Genomic DNA, 12,409 nt, shown 5'->3' with positions numbered 1-12,409 from the left:
CTAATTAACGACGACCTTCAGCAATCGCGGTAACCGCTTGAATCTCTGCGGCTTCCTGCTCTTGCTGTTCCTGGCGCTCACGCACGTCGAGGATCTGGCTGGTGATCAGGCCTTCTTCGATTTCGCGCAGGGCAATAACGGTGTACTTGTCGTTCTCTTCCGGAACCAGTGCATCTTTGCCGCCGGTCTGGATCTGACGCGCCCGACGAGCAGCGACCAACACCAGGTCAAAACGGTTACCAATTTTCTCTACAGCGTCTTGAACAGTTACGCGTGCCATATTTGTGCTACTCCACAGGTGACGAAAAGACTGGGCATGATACTGAAACTGCCTTCAGTCTGCCAATAGTTTGCTGATTAAAGCGTCATGCCGCAGCAACTGGCGGCCCAAACGCAGGCGTTCGGCGCGAATGATGGTCTTCAGATCGGACAGCGCCAGATCGAAATCATCGTTCACGATCAGGTAATCGTACTCCGCGTAATGCGTCATTTCCGCCACGGCCTGAGCCATGCGCTTGGCGATCACCTCTTCGGAATCCTGCCCGCGCCCGCGCAGGCGGCGGCCCAGTTCTTCCTTCGACGGCGGCAGAATGAAGATGCTGCGCGCCTGCGGCATTTTGGCGCGGATTTGCTGCGCACCCTGCCAGTCGATATCCAGAAACACGTCAACGCCGGTCGCCAACACTTGTTCGATGGCGGCGCGCGAGGTGCCGTAATAGTTGCCGAACACTTCGGCGTGCTCAAGAAACGCGTCCTGCTCGATCATCCGGCGGAATTCGTCTTTCGAGACGAAGAAATAATGCTCGCCGTGATTTTCACCCGGGCGACTGTCGCGCGTGGTGTGCGAAACCGAAACCTGCGTGTCGTACAGCGGTTGCGTCTTTAACAAAGCCTGAATCAGACTTGATTTACCTGCGCCACTGGGAGCAGAGACAATATAAAGCGTGCCTTGAGCCATGATGATGTTCGTTGATAACGGTTGATATGCCAATAACAGCGGATGTGTATTTTCTCCGCACAGTATACACGGCTAACGCGCCGGGTGCAGCGTTAGCTCGCATTTTGCCCGCCGCTTTGCGCGGAAAAAGCGGCGAATGAGCGAATTTGCGCGTCGAAGGGCAACATTTCTGCAGTTTTGGCCTCGGCGGCGGCGCGTTGCCGCCCCGAGATCAGTGATCCGGATGCTGGTAGTTGAACACCGGCAGGCCGAGGCGGAAGCGCAGGGCGATCAGACGTGCGCTCAGGCCGGCGACCAACGTGAGGATCACCACCAGATTGTGCGGCAGGCTGAGGTGCTGCAGGCCGATATACAGCCAGGCGGCGCTGAAGGAGATGCCGGCGTAGATCTCTTTCTGGAAAACCAGCGGGATGCGGTTGCAGAACATATCGCGCAGCACCCCGCCGAAGACGCCGGTGATCACCGCGGCGATGGCGGCGATAATGGCGCTGTGCCCCATATCCAGGGCCACCTGTGCGCCGATGATGGAGAAGACGATCAGGCCGACGGCGTCGAGCACCAGGAACAGGCGGCGCAGATGGCGCATCAGGGGAGCCACCCAGGTGGTGACGATCGCCGCTATCGCGACGATGACGATGTATTCTGGATGTTTGACCCAGCCCAATGGAAAATGCCCGAGCAACATATCGCGCACCGACCCGCCGCCAATTGCGGTGACAGAGGCGATGATGATCACGCCGAACATGTCCATTTGGCGGCGGCCGGCCGCCAGCGCGCCGGTCATGGCTTCGGCGGTGATGCCGATGATATAAAGGATGCTCAGTAACATAAGGGGTTCACAGCGTACTTGCCTCAGAATGATGGCCGGCAGGGTAATCGCCGCCGAGGACGCGCGCCACTGAGTTTTTTTCACCGATGGTGTTTCGGATTAATATAGCTAATCCAAAATCCGTTTTTATTGCCGATAAACAGCTTTTATTAATATCTTGATGTTAATAAAAGCATTAGAAATTTAGCGCTGATTTCCATCGCTGACTATGCTTTTTGCAGCGAATTCTTCAACCGAGAAACCGAGACTGCTGATGAAAAACTCCTCGAAACTGGCCGCCGGCGCCGTGATGGCCGCCCTGCTGCTGAGCGGCTGCGTGGCGCCAAGCCACCAGGCAACGTCACCCGCCCCGGTTTGCCGCACCGGTGATCCGCTGGTGCAGACAACGCTCTACTTCGGCCTGAACCGCCCTGCGGGGCCGGCGATCACCGCCGCCGAGTGGCAAACCTTCGTCGATAGCCAGGTAACGCCGCGCTTTAAAGACGGGCTGACGGTCTTTGATGCCAAAGGGCAGTGGCTGGGCCACGACGGCAAACTGGCGCGCGAGAACAGCAAGGCGCTGCTGCTGATCCATGCGCCGGACAAAGAGAGCGAGGCGAATATCGAGGCGCTGCGCAGCGGCTATAAGCAGCAGTTTGCGCAGGATTCGGTGATGCGGGTGGATGCGCCGGTGTGCGTGGCGTTTTAAAGCGAACTCCCGGCCCTGCGGCCGGGAGTGGGGATTACAGCACCAGGCCCGCGATGGCCGCCGACAACAGGCTCACCAGCGTCGAGCCGTAAACCAGCTTCAGGCCAAAACGGGACACCACGTTGCCTTGCTGCTCGTTCAGTCCTTTGATGGCGCCGGCGACGATGCCGATGGAGGCGAAGTTGGCGAACGACACCAGGAACACCGACAGAATGCCCAGCCCGCGCGGCGACAGCTCCGCCGCGATCTTCTTCAGTTCAATCATCGCCACGAATTCGTTGGCTACCAGTTTGGTCGCCATGATGCTGCCCGCCTGCAGAGCCTCTTCCGCCGGGATGCCGATCAGCCAGGCCAGCGGATAGAACACGTAGCCGAGGATCTGCTGGAAGCTGATGCCGAGCACCGCAGAGAACAGCGCATTGACGGCGGAGATCAGCGCGATAAAGCCGATCAGCATCGCCGCGATGATCATCGCAATCTTGAAGCCGGCCAGAATGTACTCGCCCAACATTTCGAAGAAGCTCTGATCTTCATGCAGTTTGTTCAGCTTCAGCTCCGGCTCGTCTTCAACCTGATACGGGTTGATGATCGACAGGATGATGAAGGTGCTGAACATATTAAGGATCAACGCCGCCACCACGTATTGCGCGTCGATCATCGACATGTAGGCGCCGACGATGGAGAGCGAAACCGTCGACATGGCGGTCGCGGCCATGGTGTACATGCGGCGCGGCGAGATATCGCCGATGATGCCTTTATAGGCGATAAAGTTCTCCGACTGCCCCAGCACCAGCGTGCTGACGGCGTTGAACGATTCCAGCTTGCCCATGCCGTTGACCTTGGACAGCAGGGTGCCGACCAGGCGGATGATCAGCGGCAGGATGCGGAAATGCTGCAAAATGCCGATCAGGGCGGAAATAAAGATGATAGGGCACAAAACGCCGAGGAAGATGAACGCCAGACCATCCTTGCTCATGCCGCCGAACACGAACTCCGATCCTTGGGCAGCGTAGGCGAGCAGGGTGTCGAAGAAGCCGGCGACGTGTTTGATCACGCTGAGCCCGCTGGCGGAGTGCAGGAAGAAATAGGCTAGCGCGCCTTCGATCACCAACAGCTGGATGATATAGCGCAGGCGGATTTTCTTGCGATTATTGCTGACCAGCAGCGCCAGGGCGATGATCACCACCAGGGCCATAATAAATTGCAGAATTTGTGGCATAAACGGTCCGTACGGTTCACGGGCAGGAAAAAAACACATTTAGCCACAGCATCGCCATCCTTTCATTACCTTGCGTGATAATTAGAACAAAATACTTATGGCATGCGGGATATCTTGCCGATTGTCATCCGCACGCGCTGCTCGGCAGTTTTTCATAAGCCCCCGGTGAGCCGTCTCCCCAGAGGCCTGCCGGCTCGCAACTTGATGCAATCACCGTTACTTATGTGCAAACGCCTGGAATTTGGTTCGCAATCGGCGATTTTTCCCGACGTAAAGCGTGGTTTTCTTGGCTGAGGAAGAGAAACATGTTTGGAACAGGCGCCGTGACCGGCGCGCATTTTCTCGGACAAGGAGGCGAACGATGAATATTGGCACTTTGCTCAGGGCGCTGGCCAACGGCGTTAATCCCGACACCGGCGAGCTGTTGAAACCGGCTTCAGCGGCCTGCGCACCGGAGGCTATCCGGCTGCTGTTCGCGTTAGCCAACGAGTTTGGAGGTGAGGCCGAACTGCAGAAAAAAGCCCGGTTGACGCCGGAGGAGAAACGGCAGAAGAATCTGGTCGAGGGCCGACCTGCCAATGCCTACTTCCCCTGGCCGGAAGAGGAAAAACTGCGGCTGCGCGAGAGCCATGCGGCCGGGGCGACGCTGGAAGCGCTGAGCGATGAGTTCGAGCGCTCAACCTGGAGCATTGCGGTGCAGCTGCAGAAAATGGGGTTGATCGGTGAGGAGCAGGCGGCCGCCTATCGCTGATTTGCAGCCATAAAAAAGCCCGCGTGGCGCGGGCTTGATGACATAAGGGGCAGGATCACTCGATATTCTGGATCTGCTCGCGCATTTGCTCGATCAGCACTTTCAGCTCGATGGCGGAAGCAGTGACGTCGGCATTGATCGACTTGGAGGCCAGGGTGTTCGATTCGCGGTTGAATTCCTGCATCATAAAGTCGAGGCGGCGGCCGACGGCTTCTTTCTTCTTCAGGATGTTGTGCGTCTCTTTCACGTGCGCTTCCAGGCGGTCCAGCTCTTCGGCGACGTCGATGCGCTGCGCCATCAGCACCAGCTCTTGCTCCAGGCGAGTGTTTTCCAGCTGCACCTGCGCCTCTTCCAGCTTGCTGACCAGGCGCTCGCGCTGCCATTGCAGGATGTTCGGCATCTGGGCGCGCACGTTGACCACTTCGGCGCTGACGCCGTCGAGGCGCTGTTCGATCAGCGTCTTCAGCGCGGCGCCTTCGCTTTCGCGTGCGACGATAAAGTCATCCAGCGCGCCGTCCAGCGCCTGCATCAGCTCGGCGCTGATGGCGTCCAGATCCTGCTCCTGCGCGGACATCACGCCCGGCCAGCGCAGCACGTCGATCGGGTTGATTTCCCCTTCGTCGCTCTGCATTTTCACCCAGTTGGCGGCTTCGACCAGCTGTTTGGCCAGTTTTTCGTTCAGGATCAGCGAGCTTTGCGCGCTTGGATCCAGTTCGAAACGCAGGTTGCATTCGACTTTGCCGCGGGTCAGGCGGCCACGGATACGTTCACGGATCACCGGCTCCAGGCTGCGGAATTGCTCCGGCAGACGGATGTAGGTTTCTAAGTAGCGCTGGTTAACGGAACGCAGCTCCCAGGCTGCGCTGCCCCATTCACCCTTGATTTCACGCCGGGCGTAGGCGGTCATGCTGCGGATCATTGATGCGTACCCGTAATAGGAAAAGATGGGGCGATTATAGCGTCGCGACTGCGGGCAGGATAGGCATTACGTCACGAAGCCCGTATAATGCGCAGCCAATAGTTGATTTGAAGCCGGAGAGAGCCCATGCGTCCTGCAGGCAGAGCACCACAGCAAGTTCGCCCCCTGACACTGACCCGTCACTATACCAAACACGCTGAAGGTTCAGTGCTGGTTGAGTTTGGCGATACCAAAGTCTTGTGCACCGCCACGGTAGAAGAGGGCGTTCCGCGCTTCCTGAAAGGCCAGGGGCAAGGTTGGATCACCGCCGAGTACGGCATGCTGCCGCGCTCCACCCACAGCCGCAACGCACGTGAAGCCGCCAAAGGCAAACAAGGTGGCCGCACGCTGGAGATCCAGCGCCTGATCGCGCGCTCGCTGCGCGCCGCGGTGGATCTGAAAAAGCTCGGTGAATTCACCATCACCCTCGACTGCGACGTACTGCAGGCCGACGGCGGTACCCGCACCGCCTCCATCTCCGGCGCCTGCGTGGCGCTGGCCGATGCGCTGAACACCCTGGTGGCCAACGGCAAGCTGAAAGCCAACCCGATGAAGGGCATGGTAGCGGCGGTTTCCGTCGGCATCGTCAACGGCGAAGCGCTGTGCGATCTGGAGTATGTGGAAGATTCCGCGGCGGAAACCGACATGAACGTGGTGATGATGGAAGACGGCCGCATGATTGAAGTGCAGGGCACCGCCGAAGGCGAGCCGTTCAGCCACGATGAGCTGTTGGCGCTATTGGCGCTGGCCCGAGGGGGCATCGAAACCATCTTCCAGGCGCAGAAAGCGGCGCTGGCGGACTGATTTTTTAAGGCGACTGAGAAGTCGCCTTTTTTATGCCCGACGATCGGGCGGCAGTAATGACAAGACCCAAGCAGATTCAGACGAGGAGAAGCAGTAATGAAAGCCTATCAGCGCCAGTTTATCGAGTTCGCGCTTAACAAGCAGGTATTGAAATTCGGCGAGTTCACCCTGAAATCCGGCCGCACCAGCCCGTATTTCTTCAACGCCGGCCTGTTTAATACCGGGCGCGATCTTGCGCTGTTGGGGCGCTTCTACGCCGAAGCCCTGATGGACTCCGGCATCGATTTCGATCTGCTGTTTGGCCCGGCCTATAAAGGCATTCCTATCGCCACCACCACGGCGGTTGCGCTGGCGGAACACCATGAGCGCGACGTGCCTTACTGCTTTAACCGCAAGGAAGCCAAGACCCACGGCGAGGGTGGTTCGCTGGTCGGCAGCCCGCTGCAGGGGCGTGTGATGCTGGTGGATGATGTGATCACCGCCGGCACCGCGATCCGCGAGTCGATGGAAATCATCGGCGCCAGCGGCGCTTCGCTGGCGGGGGTGCTGATCTCCCTCGACCGTCAGGAACGCGGCCGCGCGGATATCTCCGCCATTCAGGAAGTGGAACGCGACTATCACTGCAAGGTGATTTCGATCGTGACGCTGAAGGACCTGATCGCTTATCTGGAAGAGAAACCGGAAATGGCGGACCACCTGGCGGCGGTGCGCGCTTACCGCGAGCAGTTCGGGGTATAAATAAAAACGCCGGGCATGCCCGGCGTTTTCGTTATTGCAGCTGTGCCGCCAATAGCGGCCAGCGGGCGTCGAATTCCTGCGTTGGACGATAGCGGAATTCCGAACGCACATAGCGCGACAACATGCCTTCGCAGAAGGCCAGCAGTTGGCTGGCCAACAGCGTTTCATCGACGATGAAGCCTTTGCCTTCGCGCAATTTGCGCTCTTTCAGCACCTGACGCAGCTGCGCCTCGATGCGTTCGAACAGCTGGTTGATGCGGCCCTGCAGGCGATCCTGTTCAAACATCAGCGCGTGGCCGGTCATGATGCGCGTCAGCCCCGGGTTGCGTTCCGCAAAGCCCAGAATCAGCAGTAAAATCAGGCGCAGACGATTAAACGTCTCTTTCTCGTCCTGCAAGATCAGGTTGATGCGGGTGATCAGGCTGTCTTCGATAAACTCGATCAGACTGTCGAACATCCGTGTCTTGCTGGGGAAATGCCGGTACAGCGCAGCTTCAGAAACACCCACGTTCGCGGCGAGCTTGGCGGTGGTAATGCGCTGGCTGCCGTCGCTGGATTCCAGCATCTGGGCTAACGCCTGCAATATTTCCTCGCGCCGATTCCTTTTCGTATTTTCTTTTTCTGCCATGTCTGATTAGACCCTTGCTAAAACTTAACTGACGGAAACCCGGGCACCGGCCGCTGCAGAGCAGGCTCTGTGCGGCTTATGTGATAGCTTTTTTACGATGCTGGGGTCAGCGGCCTTAACGGCCTTTTTCCGCGCTGCCTGGTGTGCGCTGCAATTGTCGCGGTAAAACCTTGCCGCAGAGACATCCTTCTCCCCGGAAAGGCAAGGTTCAGGCGACGTTTCCCTGCCGGCCATCGTGCATTGGGTGGCGCTTAGTGGCGCCCCGAGTGGCCGAAGCCGCCTTCGCCGCGCTCGCTACTGTCGAACTCTTCCACCAGGTTGAATTCGGCCTGCACCACCGGCACGAAGACCATCTGCGCGATGCGTTCGCCCGGCTCGATGGTGAAGTGCTTCTGGCCGCGGTTCCAAACGGACACCATCAGCTGGCCCTGGTAATCGGAGTCGATCAGGCCGACCAGGTTACCCAGCACGACGCCGTGCTTATGGCCCAGGCCGGAGCGCGGCAGGATCACTGCCGCCAGGCCGGCGTCGGCGATGTGGATCGCGAGGCCGGTGGGCAGCAGCGTGGTTTCACCCGGCGCCAGCTCTACCGCGCTGTCCAGGCAGGCGCGCAGGTCGAGACCGGCGGAGCCCGGCGTGGCGTAGGTCGGTAGCGGGAAATCCTGACCGATACGCGGGTCGAGGATCTTAACGTCGATTTTTTTCATCATAACGGCTGACTATCTCGTCTATTAAACGTTGGCCAAGGAGTGCCTTGTCGCTCAGCGCCAGGCGCTTTTCTCCATCCTGCCAAAAAAGGTGCAGGGCATTGGTGTCGCTGTTGAACCCGTGCTCTGCAAGCGATACATCGTTAGCGCAAATCAAATCCAGCTTCTTACGCGCCAGTTTTTGCCGCGCGTATTCTTCCACATTCTGGGTTTCGGCGGCAAACCCCACGACAAACGGTCGATTTTTGGTCATCGCGGCCACGCCGGCGACGATATCGGGGTTTTTTACCATCTTGAGGACGATTTCATCACCCTGTTTTTTTATTTTTTCATCGGCGATCTGCTCGGGGCGGTAGTCGGCCACGGCGGCGCAGGAGATGAAAATCTGCTGCTGCGCCGCGCGCTGTTGCACCGCCTGCTCCATCTCCAGCGCGCTGGTGACGTCCACTCGGGTGACCGATGGCGGCGTCGGCAGGCTGACCGGCCCGGCGATCAGCGTCACCTGCGCGCCGCGGGCGGCGGCGGCGCGGGCGATGGCGAAGCCCATTTTGCCGGAGCTGTGATTGCTGATGAAACGTACCGGATCCAGCGCTTCACGCGTTGGGCCGGCGGTGATCATAACCTGCAAATGTTGCAGATCCTGCGGGGCGGAGAAATGCGCGTTCGCCAGGTCGACGATGTCCAGCGGATCCAGCATGCGGCCCGGGCCGACGTCGCCGCAGGCCTGGCTGCCGCTGTCCGGCCCCCAGAGCAGCATGCCGCGCGTCTGCAGCGTTTGCAGGTTGGCCTGCGTGGCGGCGGCGCGATACATCTGCTGGTTCATGGCGGGGGCGGCGGCGATAGGGGCGTCGGTCGCCAGGCAGACGGTAGTCAGCAGATCGTTGGCCATGCCGGCGGCGACGCGCGCCAGCAGATCGGCGGTCGCCGGCGCCAGAATCACCAGATCCGCCCACTTGCCCAGTTCGATGTGGCCCATGGCGGCTTCGGCGGCGGGATCCAACAGATCGTCGGACACCGGGTAGCCGGAAACGGCCTGCAGCGTCAGTGGCGTAATGAACGCCTTGGCGGCGTGGGTCATCACCACGCGCACTTCTGCACCCCTGTCGCGCAGGCGGCGCACCAACTCTGGGCATTTGTAGGCGGCGATGCCGCCGCTGATGCCAAGCACAATATGTTTGCCGGAAAGTCCCGTCATCATCATTGTCCGATTGAAAGCCGAAAGATGCGCCATTTTAGCATATTCGCCGTTCAGGTGAGTGATTCCGCAATGGCTGCAGGGCGTTACATTGTGCTTTGCGAAACACTTCGCAATGTTATCAAACACCTGTCGAACGCGCCGGGCAGCACATGGCATGCTGTAGCCCTTTCAGGGAGGAACACGATGAGCAACCCGATTGTGGCGTGCTGGCCGGGAGCGCTGGCGCCGCGTGAAAAGCTGTTGATGCAGGGGGCGGCGGCGCTGTCCGACGCAGAGCTGTTGGCCATTTTCTTGCGCACCGGATTGCCCGGCGTGCACGTGATGCAGCTGGCGGAGCAGCTGCTGCGCCGGTTCGGCTCGCTTTATCACCTGATGTCGGCCGATCATCAGGCTTTTTGTAGCCAAAAAGGCCTGGGGGATGCCAGCTATACGCAGCTGCAGGCGATTGCCGAGCTGGCACTGCGCTTCTTTTCCAGCCATTTGTCGCAGGAAAACGCCATGCTCAATCCGCGCGTCACCCAGCATTATCTGCAAAGCCTGCTGGCCCATCGTGAGCGAGAGGTCTTTTTGGTATTGTTTTTAGACAATCAGCACCGGGTTATTCGCCATCAGGAGATGTTTGCTGGTACCATCAGCAGCGTCGTCGTCTACCCGAGAGAAATTGTGCGTGAAGCGTTGAAGGCTAATGCCGCCGCGCTGATTCTCGCGCATAATCACCCCTCGGGTAAGGCTGAACCCAGTCATGCCGACCGTTTGATAACGGAACAGGTGGTGAAAGCCTGTCAGTTATTGGAGATCCGAGTGCTCGATCATTTGGTGATCGGTCGGGGTGAATGCGTCTCTTTTGCCGAGCGCGGATGGCTTTAAGCGATTTTTTCGCGATCCTTGTGGGATCTTTAGCTGTTCGGGACTTGAGCACTTACGCTTCAGAGCGTATACTACGCCACCTTTGAGAATCTTGGGTTTGGCGCAAGAGCCTATCTCAGCAGGTTTCTGACCTGATGTGTGGTTTCTACCTGATGACGAGAGTCTCCTCAGTATGAAGTTTGCTGAGATGGGCTCTAAAAGCCTGACGAGGCGGCCATACCCTATACGAAGCTCGAGCTGATTTGATTTTTGGAGAATAGACATGTCCCGAGTCTGCCAAGTTACTGGCAAGCGCCCGGTGAGCGGTAACAACCGTTCCCACGCAATGAACGCGACCAAACGCCGTTTTCTGCCTAACCTGCACTCACACCGTTTTTGGGTTGAGGCTGAGAAGCGCTTTGTAACTCTGCGTGTATCTGCTAAAGGTATGCGTGTTATCGATAAGAAGGGTATTGAGACGGTTCTGGCCGATCTGCGTGCCCGTGGTGAGAAGTATTAAGGAACTGAATCATGGCTAAAGGTGTTCGCGAGAAGATCAAGCTGGTTTCTTCTGCTGGTACTGGTCACTTCTATACCACCACGAAGAACAAGCGTACTAAGCCGGAAAAATTGGAACTGAAGAAATTCGATCCAGTTGTCCGTCAGCACGTAGTATACAAAGAAGCTAAAATTAAATAATTTTAGTGGATTAATGAAAAACCCGGCCTTGGCCGGGTTTTTTGTTTTATAAAGGGTAGAAAACGTCGGAGGGGAAGCCAGATGCCTGAATTACCGGAAGTTGAGACGAGCAGACGCGGTATAGAGCCTTATCTTGTCGGCCACAGCATTCAGTATGCGGTGGTGCGCAACGCGCGCCTGCGCTGGCCGGTTTCCGAGCAGATCCTGACGCTGAGCGATCGGCCGGTGCTCAGCGTGCAGCGCCGGGCTAAATACCTGCTGATCGAGCTGGAGAACGGTTGGATTATCGTGCACCTGGGCATGTCGGGCAGCCTGCGCATGCTGCGCGAGGAAAACGAAGACGAAGCCGGCAAGCACGACCACGTCGATTTGGTGATCAGCAACGGCATGATCCTGCGCTATACCGATCCGCGCCGTTTCGGCGCCTGGCTGTGGTGCGAAGATTTGGCGACCAGCAGCGTGTTGGCGCACCTGGGGCCGGAACCGCTGAGCGAAGCGTTCAACGGTGACTACCTGTATGAAAAATCACGCAATAAGCGCACGTTGATTAAACCGTGGCTGATGGATAACAAGCTGGTGGTCGGGGTCGGCAATATTTACGCCAGCGAATCGCTGTTCAGCGCCGGGATCCTGCCCGATCGTCCGGCGGGATCGTTGAGCAAAGCCGAAGCGGAACTGCTGGTGAAGACCATCAAGGCGGTGTTGCAGCGTTCTATCGAGCAGGGCGGTACGACATTACGCGACTTTTTGCAGTCGGACGGCAAACCGGGGTATTTCGCGCAGGAGCTGCAGGTTTATGGGCGGGCAGGAGAGCCGTGCCGCGCGTGCGGCACGCCGATCGAATCCGCCAAGCACGGGCAGCGCAGCACCTTCTTTTGCCGCCGCTGCCAGCGCTGAGCATCACTCGGCGGCGAGCTTGGCCATCAGCGCCTGGGTGACCACGTCAGGCAGGAAAGGCGCGATATCGCCGCCGTGACGCGCGACCTCCTTCACCAGAGAGGAGGAGATGAACGACCACTCCTCGGAAGGCATCAGGAACACGCTTTCCAGCGTCGGCATCAAATGGCGGTTCATGTTCGCCAGCTGCAATTCGTATTCAAAGTCAGACACCGCACGCAGCCCGCGCACCAGGATATTGGCATTCTGGTGAGCGGCAAAGTGCGCCATCAGCTCGCTGAAGCCCAGCACTTCCACATTGTCCAGATGCGAGGTGACCTGCGTCGCCAACGCCACGCGCTCATCCAGGCTGAACAGCGGCTTTTTGCTCGGGCTGGCGGCGATGGCCAGAATCACGTGATCGAACATCAGCGACGCGCGCGTCACTAAATCCAGGTGGCCGTTGGTCATGGGATCGAAGGTCCCGGGATAGATGGCTTTGCTGGTCAT

General features: G+C 58.6%; 17 protein-coding genes. 8 read left to right on the top strand and 9 right to left on the bottom strand.

Annotation, left to right across the window (positions count from 1 at the left end; translation table 11 throughout):
* Positions 1 to 4 precede the first annotated feature (4 nt).
* From rpoZ to QMZ29_RS03295, 3 genes are all read right to left on the bottom strand, one after another.
* A complete protein-coding gene (gene rpoZ, locus QMZ29_RS03305) occupies positions 5 to 280 on the bottom strand; it encodes a DNA-directed RNA polymerase subunit omega (protein ID WP_004931221.1) in 276 nt (91 codons plus the stop codon).
* Between the two features lie 54 nt (positions 281 to 334).
* Positions 335 to 958 (bottom strand): guanylate kinase, encoded by a 624-nt coding sequence (gene gmk / locus QMZ29_RS03300; RefSeq protein WP_004931218.1) that lies wholly within the window; start codon positions 956 to 958, stop codon positions 335 to 337.
* Positions 959 to 1,169: 211 nt separating this feature from the next.
* A complete protein-coding gene (locus QMZ29_RS03295; RefSeq protein WP_025304704.1) occupies positions 1,170 to 1,787 on the bottom strand; it encodes a trimeric intracellular cation channel family protein in 618 nt (205 codons plus the stop codon).
* A 253-nt stretch (positions 1,788 to 2,040) separates the two neighbouring features.
* Between QMZ29_RS03295 and QMZ29_RS03290 the strand changes: the two genes are divergently transcribed.
* Positions 2,041 to 2,475, top strand: coding sequence for a DUF3574 domain-containing protein (locus QMZ29_RS03290; protein WP_197770404.1), 435 nt, complete (start codon positions 2,041 to 2,043; stop codon positions 2,473 to 2,475).
* A gap of 34 nt (positions 2,476 to 2,509) precedes the next feature.
* Here QMZ29_RS03290 and QMZ29_RS03285 read toward each other — a convergent pair whose 3' ends face one another.
* Positions 2,510 to 3,694, bottom strand: a complete 1,185-nt coding sequence (locus tag QMZ29_RS03285; RefSeq protein WP_060435300.1) for a NupC/NupG family nucleoside CNT transporter — start codon at positions 3,692 to 3,694, stop codon at positions 2,510 to 2,512.
* Positions 3,695 to 4,055: 361 nt separating this feature from the next.
* Between QMZ29_RS03285 and QMZ29_RS03280 the strand changes: the two genes are divergently transcribed.
* The gene (locus tag QMZ29_RS03280) at positions 4,056 to 4,445 is read left to right on the top strand and encodes a hypothetical protein (RefSeq protein ID WP_060448513.1); all 390 of its coding nucleotides are present in this window, start codon (positions 4,056 to 4,058) and stop codon (positions 4,443 to 4,445) included.
* A 55-nt stretch (positions 4,446 to 4,500) separates the two neighbouring features.
* Here the strand turns inward: QMZ29_RS03280 and QMZ29_RS03275 are convergent, their stop codons facing one another.
* Complete coding sequence (locus QMZ29_RS03275; RefSeq protein ID WP_173890694.1) at positions 4,501 to 5,364, bottom strand: YicC/YloC family endoribonuclease; 864 nt, start codon at positions 5,362 to 5,364, stop codon at positions 4,501 to 4,503.
* A gap of 126 nt (positions 5,365 to 5,490) precedes the next feature.
* Between QMZ29_RS03275 and rph the strand changes: the two genes are divergently transcribed.
* Positions 5,491 to 6,207 (top strand): ribonuclease PH, encoded by a 717-nt coding sequence (gene rph / locus QMZ29_RS03270; RefSeq protein ID WP_025160305.1) that lies wholly within the window; start codon positions 5,491 to 5,493, stop codon positions 6,205 to 6,207.
* Positions 6,208 to 6,303: 96 nt separating this feature from the next.
* The gene (gene pyrE / locus QMZ29_RS03265; RefSeq protein WP_049205345.1) at positions 6,304 to 6,945 is read left to right on the top strand and encodes an orotate phosphoribosyltransferase; all 642 of its coding nucleotides are present in this window, start codon (positions 6,304 to 6,306) and stop codon (positions 6,943 to 6,945) included.
* 31 nt (positions 6,946 to 6,976) lie between these two features.
* On the opposite strand, the gene slmA is transcribed toward pyrE, so the two are convergent.
* The 3 genes from slmA to coaBC form a co-directional block, all read right to left on the bottom strand.
* The gene (slmA, locus tag QMZ29_RS03260) at positions 6,977 to 7,573 is read right to left on the bottom strand and encodes a nucleoid occlusion factor SlmA (protein ID WP_025304700.1); all 597 of its coding nucleotides are present in this window, start codon (positions 7,571 to 7,573) and stop codon (positions 6,977 to 6,979) included.
* Positions 7,574 to 7,824: 251 nt separating this feature from the next.
* Positions 7,825 to 8,283 carry a dUTP diphosphatase gene (dut, locus tag QMZ29_RS03255; RefSeq protein WP_016929680.1) on the bottom strand — a complete coding sequence of 153 codons (459 nt, stop codon included), beginning with the start codon at positions 8,281 to 8,283 and terminating at the stop codon, positions 7,825 to 7,827.
* A complete protein-coding gene (coaBC, locus tag QMZ29_RS03250) occupies positions 8,261 to 9,478 on the bottom strand; it encodes a bifunctional phosphopantothenoylcysteine decarboxylase/phosphopantothenate--cysteine ligase CoaBC (RefSeq protein ID WP_038630299.1) in 1,218 nt (405 codons plus the stop codon). The genes dut and coaBC overlap by 23 nt, the downstream gene beginning before the upstream one ends.
* A 183-nt stretch (positions 9,479 to 9,661) precedes the next feature.
* On the opposite strand from coaBC, the gene radC reads away from it, so the two are divergent.
* The 4 genes from radC (at position 9,662) to mutM (ending at position 11,920) form a co-directional block, all read left to right on the top strand.
* Positions 9,662 to 10,345, top strand: coding sequence for a RadC family protein (radC, locus tag QMZ29_RS03245; RefSeq protein ID WP_025304698.1), 684 nt, complete (start codon positions 9,662 to 9,664; stop codon positions 10,343 to 10,345).
* Between the two features lie 262 nt (positions 10,346 to 10,607).
* Entirely contained in the window at positions 10,608 to 10,844 is a 237-nt protein-coding gene (gene rpmB / locus QMZ29_RS03240) for a 50S ribosomal protein L28 (protein ID WP_004931195.1), read from the top strand.
* Positions 10,845 to 10,855: 11 nt separating this feature from the next.
* Positions 10,856 to 11,023 (top strand): 50S ribosomal protein L33, encoded by a 168-nt coding sequence (gene rpmG / locus QMZ29_RS03235; RefSeq protein ID WP_002442576.1) that lies wholly within the window; start codon positions 10,856 to 10,858, stop codon positions 11,021 to 11,023.
* Between the two features lie 81 nt (positions 11,024 to 11,104).
* Entirely contained in the window at positions 11,105 to 11,920 is an 816-nt protein-coding gene (gene mutM / locus QMZ29_RS03230; RefSeq protein ID WP_004931185.1) for a bifunctional DNA-formamidopyrimidine glycosylase/DNA-(apurinic or apyrimidinic site) lyase, read from the top strand.
* Positions 11,921 to 11,923: 3 nt separating this feature from the next.
* On the opposite strand, the gene coaD is transcribed toward mutM, so the two are convergent.
* Complete coding sequence (coaD, locus tag QMZ29_RS03225) at positions 11,924 to 12,409, bottom strand: pantetheine-phosphate adenylyltransferase (protein WP_004931181.1); 486 nt, start codon at positions 12,407 to 12,409, stop codon at positions 11,924 to 11,926.

Source organism: Serratia sp. PF-27, assembly GCF_030053255.1.
Classification (GTDB): Bacteria; Pseudomonadota; Gammaproteobacteria; order Enterobacterales; family Enterobacteriaceae; genus Serratia; species Serratia bockelmannii.
This window is presented reverse-complemented; position numbering and strand designations above follow the sequence as displayed.

What these genes read in the sequence shown, in the direction of transcription:
- radC (WP_025304698.1), top strand. Translation starts at nt 9,662, where the DNA reads ATGAGCAACCCGATTGTGGCGTGCTGGCCGGGAGCGCTGGCGCCGCGT.
- slmA (WP_025304700.1), bottom strand. Translation starts at nt 7,573, where the DNA reads ATGGCAGAAAAAGAAAATACGAAAAGGAATCGGCGCGAGGAAATATTG.
- mutM (WP_004931185.1), top strand. Translation starts at nt 11,105, where the DNA reads ATGCCTGAATTACCGGAAGTTGAGACGAGCAGACGCGGTATAGAGCCT.
- rpoZ (WP_004931221.1), bottom strand. Translation starts at nt 280, where the DNA reads ATGGCACGCGTAACTGTTCAAGACGCTGTAGAGAAAATTGGTAACCGT.
- gmk (WP_004931218.1), bottom strand. Translation starts at nt 958, where the DNA reads ATGGCTCAAGGCACGCTTTATATTGTCTCTGCTCCCAGTGGCGCAGGT.
- QMZ29_RS03295 (WP_025304704.1), bottom strand. Translation starts at nt 1,787, where the DNA reads ATGTTACTGAGCATCCTTTATATCATCGGCATCACCGCCGAAGCCATG.
- rpmB (WP_004931195.1), top strand. Translation starts at nt 10,608, where the DNA reads ATGTCCCGAGTCTGCCAAGTTACTGGCAAGCGCCCGGTGAGCGGTAAC.
- QMZ29_RS03280 (WP_060448513.1), top strand. Translation starts at nt 4,056, where the DNA reads ATGAATATTGGCACTTTGCTCAGGGCGCTGGCCAACGGCGTTAATCCC.
- pyrE (WP_049205345.1), top strand. Translation starts at nt 6,304, where the DNA reads ATGAAAGCCTATCAGCGCCAGTTTATCGAGTTCGCGCTTAACAAGCAG.
- rph (WP_025160305.1), top strand. Translation starts at nt 5,491, where the DNA reads ATGCGTCCTGCAGGCAGAGCACCACAGCAAGTTCGCCCCCTGACACTG.
- coaD (WP_004931181.1), bottom strand. Translation starts at nt 12,409, where the DNA reads ATGACCAGCAAAGCCATCTATCCCGGGACCTTCGATCCCATGACCAAC.
- QMZ29_RS03290 (WP_197770404.1), top strand. Translation starts at nt 2,041, where the DNA reads ATGAAAAACTCCTCGAAACTGGCCGCCGGCGCCGTGATGGCCGCCCTG.
- QMZ29_RS03275 (WP_173890694.1), bottom strand. Translation starts at nt 5,364, where the DNA reads ATGATCCGCAGCATGACCGCCTACGCCCGGCGTGAAATCAAGGGTGAA.
- dut (WP_016929680.1), bottom strand. Translation starts at nt 8,283, where the DNA reads ATGATGAAAAAAATCGACGTTAAGATCCTCGACCCGCGTATCGGTCAG.
- coaBC (WP_038630299.1), bottom strand. Translation starts at nt 9,478, where the DNA reads ATGATGACGGGACTTTCCGGCAAACATATTGTGCTTGGCATCAGCGGC.
- QMZ29_RS03285 (WP_060435300.1), bottom strand. Translation starts at nt 3,694, where the DNA reads ATGCCACAAATTCTGCAATTTATTATGGCCCTGGTGGTGATCATCGCC.
- rpmG (WP_002442576.1), top strand. Translation starts at nt 10,856, where the DNA reads ATGGCTAAAGGTGTTCGCGAGAAGATCAAGCTGGTTTCTTCTGCTGGT.